This window comes from Kutzneria sp. 744 (genome assembly GCF_000568255.1).
Classification (GTDB): domain Bacteria; phylum Actinomycetota; class Actinomycetes; order Mycobacteriales; family Pseudonocardiaceae; genus Kutzneria.
The window spans coordinates 7,816,398-7,821,771 of the sequence record NZ_KK037166.1; the positions used below are offsets into that span (position 1 = coordinate 7,816,398).

Annotated in this window: 6 protein-coding genes; 3 read left to right on the forward strand and 3 right to left on the reverse strand. The window is 69.4% G+C overall.

What is annotated here, in order from left to right; genetic code table 11:
• Positions 1–83 precede the first annotated feature (83 nt).
• Positions 84–2,330 (reverse strand): SulP family inorganic anion transporter, encoded by a 2,247-nt coding sequence (locus KUTG_RS35995; protein ID WP_232241155.1) that lies wholly within the window; start codon positions 2,328–2,330, stop codon positions 84–86.
• A 265-nt stretch (positions 2,331–2,595) separates the two neighbouring features.
• Here KUTG_RS35995 and KUTG_RS36000 point away from each other — a divergent pair, with 265 nt between their 5' ends.
• Positions 2,596–2,850: a hypothetical protein gene (locus tag KUTG_RS36000; RefSeq protein ID WP_043723217.1), complete on the forward strand. Its 255-nt coding sequence runs from the start codon at positions 2,596–2,598 to the stop codon at positions 2,848–2,850.
• Between the two features lie 172 nt (positions 2,851–3,022).
• Here KUTG_RS36000 and KUTG_RS36005 read toward each other — a convergent pair whose 3' ends face one another.
• Together KUTG_RS36005 and KUTG_RS36010 are read right to left on the reverse strand one after the other, a co-directional pair.
• The gene (locus KUTG_RS36005; protein ID WP_043723220.1) at positions 3,023–3,367 is read right to left on the reverse strand and encodes a hypothetical protein; all 345 of its coding nucleotides are present in this window, start codon (positions 3,365–3,367) and stop codon (positions 3,023–3,025) included.
• A gap of 9 nt (positions 3,368–3,376) precedes the next feature.
• Entirely contained in the window at positions 3,377–3,595 is a 219-nt protein-coding gene (locus tag KUTG_RS36010; RefSeq protein WP_052395784.1) for a hypothetical protein, read from the reverse strand.
• 182 nt (positions 3,596–3,777) lie between these two features.
• On the opposite strand from KUTG_RS36010, the gene KUTG_RS36015 reads away from it, so the two are divergent.
• Positions 3,778–4,626 carry a helix-turn-helix domain-containing protein gene (locus KUTG_RS36015; protein WP_369794554.1) on the forward strand — a complete coding sequence of 283 codons (849 nt, stop codon included), beginning with the start codon at positions 3,778–3,780 and terminating at the stop codon, positions 4,624–4,626.
• Positions 4,627–4,686: 60 nt separating this feature from the next.
• The gene (locus KUTG_RS36020) at positions 4,687–4,893 is read left to right on the forward strand and encodes a DUF397 domain-containing protein (protein ID WP_043723223.1); all 207 of its coding nucleotides are present in this window, start codon (positions 4,687–4,689) and stop codon (positions 4,891–4,893) included.
• Positions 4,894–5,374 lie beyond the last annotated feature (481 nt).

The following is a 5,374-nucleotide window of genomic DNA, read 5'->3' on the forward strand; positions in this document are numbered from 1 at the left end:
GCGGGTAAGGCGTCCTTCCCTGCATAACGGGGCCGGGAGAGGGGCGGGCGTGCGGCTGACGTCCGCGCCAACGACTCCCCTGGTCAGACCGTGATGTCCCGCAGGGCGCGGCGGTCCGCGTCGAGCAGGAACACCTTGGCGCTGGAGATCTCGAAGTACATGCCGACCAGTCGCACCTTGCCCGCCGCCACGGCCGCGGCGACGTTGGGGTAGCTGAGCAGGTTCTCCAGCTGCTGCCCGATGTTGGCCAGGCAGAGCCGCTCGTTGGCCGGCAGCTCGGCGTCCTCGCCGGCGGTGGCGGCCAGCCGCAGCAGGCTGGGCTCGGCGTACCGGAGCCAGTCGTGCAGCGCCGACGGCCCGGTCACCGACTGGGCCAGCACGGCCTTCATGGCGCCGCAGTCGGAGTGACCGCAGACCACAATCTCCTGCACACCCAGCACATCGACGGCGTACTCGATGGCCGAGCCGACCGAGGCGTCCTCGCCGAAACCGGGCACGAGGTTGCCGACGTTGCGCAGGCTGAACTGGTCGCCGGGGCCGCTGCTGGTGAACAGGTTGGGCAGCACGCGCGAGTCCGAGCAGGTGATGAACAGCTGCTGCGGCTTCTGGCCATGCTCGGCCAGGTCACTCAGGAACGGGCGGACCAGCGGCGCCGCGTGCTTCTCGAACGCCCGGATGCCGGCGATCAGGTGGTCCTCGTTCTGGGCCTGCGCCGGCAGTTCGACGTCCAGGGGCTCGGTCTGCTGCCAGTGTGACCAGGGCGCGAACCAGCGCGGCGGCACGTTCGGGCGCACCGACTTGCGTCGCGCCGGCCGGCCGCCGATGGCCCGGTGGTACCAGCTGTCCAGCACCTCGTCCACGCGCACCTGGCCGCCGGTGCGCTCGTACCCGATGCGCCAGTCGTTGATCGCCTCGAACACGCCGTGGTCCATGAAGTCGACGTGCAGCTCCAGGACCACGCTCTCGCGCAACGGAATCGCCCGCAGCTCACGGACGAGCCGGCCCGCGCCGAGGAACACCAGCGAGCCCCGGACGCCGACGTACCAGCGGCCGTCCTCGTTCGCGACGTCCACAGTGGAATGAGTGAGGCGGTAGAACGCGCGGACCAGTGCCACGGCCAGGCCGACCAGCACGCCCTCGACCAGGCCGAACGCGATGACACCGAGCAGGGTCGCGGCGTACACGACCATTTCCCGGTGCCGCCACAGCTGCTTCATGTGCGCGACGCTGACCAGCCGGACGCCGATCACGATCAGCACGGCGGCCAGCGCGGCCATCGGGATCTGCCGCAGCACGCTGGCCAGCAGCAACACGGCCAGCAGCATCCACAGGCCGTGCAGAATGGTGGACCAGCGGGACTTCGCGCCCGCGGCCACGTTGGTCGAGCTGCGGACGATCACGCCCGTCACCGGGAGGCCGCCCAGCGCGCCGGACACGGTGTTGGCCACACCCTGCGCGACGAGCTCCTTGTCCAGGTTGGCCCGGGGGCCGTCGTGCAGCTTGTCCACGGCCACGGCCGACAGCAGCGACTCGACACTGGCCACCAGCGCGACGGTGAGCACTCCGCCGATGATCGCCAGCACCGGTCCGCTGGGCAGCTGCGGCAGCACGACCTCGTTGATGATGTCCGACGGCAGCGACACGCGGGCCAGGTCGAGCTGGAAGCCCGCCGCCACGGCCGTGCCCGCGCCCACCGCGATCAGCGGCGCCGGGACGACGTTGACGCGGGGCAGCTTCGGCCACAGCACCATCACCGCGATGGTCAGCGCGCCGACCAGCAGCGCGCCGGGGTGCAGGCCGATGATCTGGCCGGGAAGTTCGATGAGGTTGGTCAGGACGGAGCCCTGGTTGGCGCCGCCCAGCATGACGTGCAGCTGGCCGATGGCGATGGTGACGCCGATGCCGGCCAGCATGCCGTGCACCACGGCCGGCGACAGGGACAGCGCGAGGCGGCCGACCCGGCTCAGGCCGAGCAGGATCTGCACGATGCCGGCGCCGACGGTGATGGCGGCGGTGGCGGCCCAGCCGAACTGGGCGACCAGGCCGGCCACGATGACCGTGAGGCCGGCGGCCGGGCCCGCGACCTGGAGCGGGGCCCCGCTGATCAGGCCGCCGAGAATGCCGCCGACGACGGCGGCGATCAGACCGGCGATGAGCGGCGCGCCGGAGGCGGCCGCGATGCCCAGTGACAGCGGGACCGCCACCAGGAAGACCACGAAGGACGCGGGTAGGTCGAAGCGCAGCACCGAGCGCAGGCTGCCCGCGGGAGGACCCGCGGTCGTGTGCTCACCCGCGTGCGACTTCTTCGAGCGCTCCTCGGAGACGGTCAAGGTGTTACTCCCCAGGAATCGGTGGCTGGTGTTTCCGTGACCTCCATGATGCCGAGAGTTACCCCTAAGCGAGGTCAACGGAATGTAAATATTACTTTACCCTCAGCTCCGCGTGGGGAAGTGGTCACGGTCACGCTCGATCGGGTGAGCATCCGGTCGGGTCTGCCCATATCGCGTCACATCGCGTGATCACCTTGCGGCAACCGGGCGGCGGGTCGTTCCAGGATGTGAACAAGCCTGAGTGTGGCCGAGGTGGAGCTGGCGTGTGTCCAGTGTCGAGTGCGGCTCGGGTAAAGAACCGGAGTTCGAGGAAGGCTCACGTCAGGCCGGTCACGGCCGTGACGGCGGACGGCGCTCGTCGGCGATATGGAACTCGGCGGTGTCGCAACTGAAGTGCGGGATCACCGTGGCCGAAAGCCTCGATGGGTCGCTCGGGTGGCCGGACGGTGTCGACGGCGGGAGCGGCGAGGGCGAACCGGAATCCGTGCTCCGGCAAGGCTTTCTTCACTCGATCGAGTGAAGATCGAGTAGACGCACCCGATCCCCGCCCGGCGATGGATTCTGGGAGTGGGGCGGGGATCGCGTGCGTGTCCCGGGTGGCGCGGGGAGGGGGCGTACGGGGGTGAAGCGCCACCCGGCTCGACCACGGACTCGGGGTCCGTGTCGTCTGGGGGAGTGCTGCCGGCTGACCCTTAACCGGCGCTGCGCAGATGGTTCGGGCGGCGGCCGCTCGTCTCCGACCTGGCCACCCGATCCTCGTCGCGGGTGATCGTCAGGCACAGGTGCGCGGCCAGGTAGGCGCGGCACGGCGAGGGCAGGCGCCGGCTGAAGCGGCGGGTGCGGCAGGTGGGGCAGCGGCCGTTCTCGTCGGGCTGGTGCTCGTCCAGCAACGCCTTGAGCGCGCTCACCATGCGGGGTAGTTCGGTCCGGGCCAGGCCGACCGCGGTACGGTCGTCGGCCTTGGCGGCCAGTCGCATCAGGTCGGACAAATGCTCGTGCAGGGACTTGTCGAGTTGACTGAACACGCTGGTGGGCATGGGGTGGGGTCACCCCACCTTGTTCACGAGCAGGGCGGTTGCCTCCTCGATGGCGCGCTCCAGGCTCTTGCGGAGCTGGGTCGCCTCGGCGATGGACAGGGTGGAGGTCTCGGCGGGCGGTGAGATCATGACGATCCGGCCGGGGCAGGACCACACCTGCACCTGTCGCTTCCGGTCGAGCGCGTCCAGGCAGGCGATGTCCCAACGACGTCCGGTGAACTCGGTCATCCTTGGTCCTTCCACTGTTGGTGGGGTGGCACCCGCTTGACATCCCCGGAGCGGCGTGTTGGCTAGCAGCCTGCGACCGGCCGGAGGGTTTCTGCAAGTTGCACTACACGATTGGATGACAGGTCTTTGCGGCCCCTCAAGTCCCGTTCCACACTGAGGTTCGTGCGAAAGGCGGTTGACAGGTGACCATGCAACCGAGCCCCACGGTTCGCAAGCGTCGTCTCGCCAGTGAGCTGCGCCGGCTGCGAGAGGCGGCCGGGCTGACCATCGAGGACGTCGGCGAGAAGTTGGAGTGCTCGCCGTCCAAGATCAGTCGTATCGAGACGCTGCGGGTCGGGGTAACACCCCGGGACGTGCGCGACATGCTACTGCTCTACGGGGTGCCGGAGGAACAGCGCGAGTATCTCGTGCAGATCGCCCGCGAGGCCAGGATCAAGGGCTGGTGGGAATCCTTCGGCGACGTCGGCCGCGGAGCCTTCCTCGGCTTCGAGGCCGAGGCGGCCATTCTGCGGACCTACAACGCGATGCTGGTGCCCGGACTCGCCCAGAGCGAGGCCTACATCCGGGCGCTGATCGCCGAGGGTGCGCCGGACATGTCGCCGGACGAGGCGGAACGCCGGATCACGATGCGCCTGACGCGCAAGCGGATCCTGGATCGCGACGACCCGCCCCGGGTCTCGTTCGTGCTCGACGAGAGCGTGCTGCGGCGTCCGGTCGGCGGCCCCGACGTCATGCGGACCCAGTTGGAACACCTGGTGGACCTGTCCACCCGACCGAACGTCACCTTCCAGGTGATCCCTTTCGCGCACCGCTCGTACCCCGGTATGGGCGCGTCATTCGTGATCATGGAATTCCCCGATCCCGCCGACCGCGACGTGGTCTACGTCGAAGGCACGGTCGACGGGACGTTCCAGGAGAACGCCGATGAGGTCGACTACTACTCGATGCTGTGGGGGCATCTGGTGGCCGCGGGGCTGAGCCCCAAGGACTCGGTGGCCTTCATCGCGGACGCGGCCGGTCAATTCGACTAGCCCCGGCCGGGCCGTGCGGCAGGCGGCGGGCGAGGGGCTGCAACCAAGGAGTGTGCTGTCGTGATCGAAACCCAGGCCGAGCTGACCTGGCGGAAGAGCAGCTACAGCGGTCCCCGCGACGTGTGCTGCGTGGAGATCGCCTTCGCCGGCGCTGACACGGCCGTCCGAGACTCGAAGAACCCGGCCGGCGGCTCGCTGCTGCTCGGCGAGTCGAGCTGGCGCCGCTTCCTGAGCACCGCGAGCCGCGACGGCTTCCGGCGGGACTGACGACGTAGGCGCCGTGGGACACCGCCCCACGGCGCGCCCAACGGCCTCGGACGAAGGCGCGCGTCCGAGGCCGGTGATGGGGGACGCGAACCGATCGATGTTCCGCCGCCGCGGGCTGTTGCCCTCTGCACATCGATCGGCCCGCGTCGTCTGTGGGGAGCTTGCGGGCTCCGGGTCGTTCTTCCCGAGTGGTTCCATCGGGTGGAACTGGTAACAATGATTACTGAACCGTCCACACATCCTCTGGAGTACCTCTGTAGGCCCGATTAGGCTTCGATCGCCGCACGTGGCGGCATGGAGGGCTGATCGCTTGTCGGATGGTGGATCAACCTGGTGGTTCGAGGTGCTGGGCGCGCTGCGTGCCAGCCGCGACGGCCAGGACGTGGCGCTGGGGGCGCCCAAGCAGCGGGTCGTGTTCGCGGCCCTGGTGCTGGGGCGCAACACAGTCGTGGGCCGGGACCAGATCATCGACGCGCTGTGG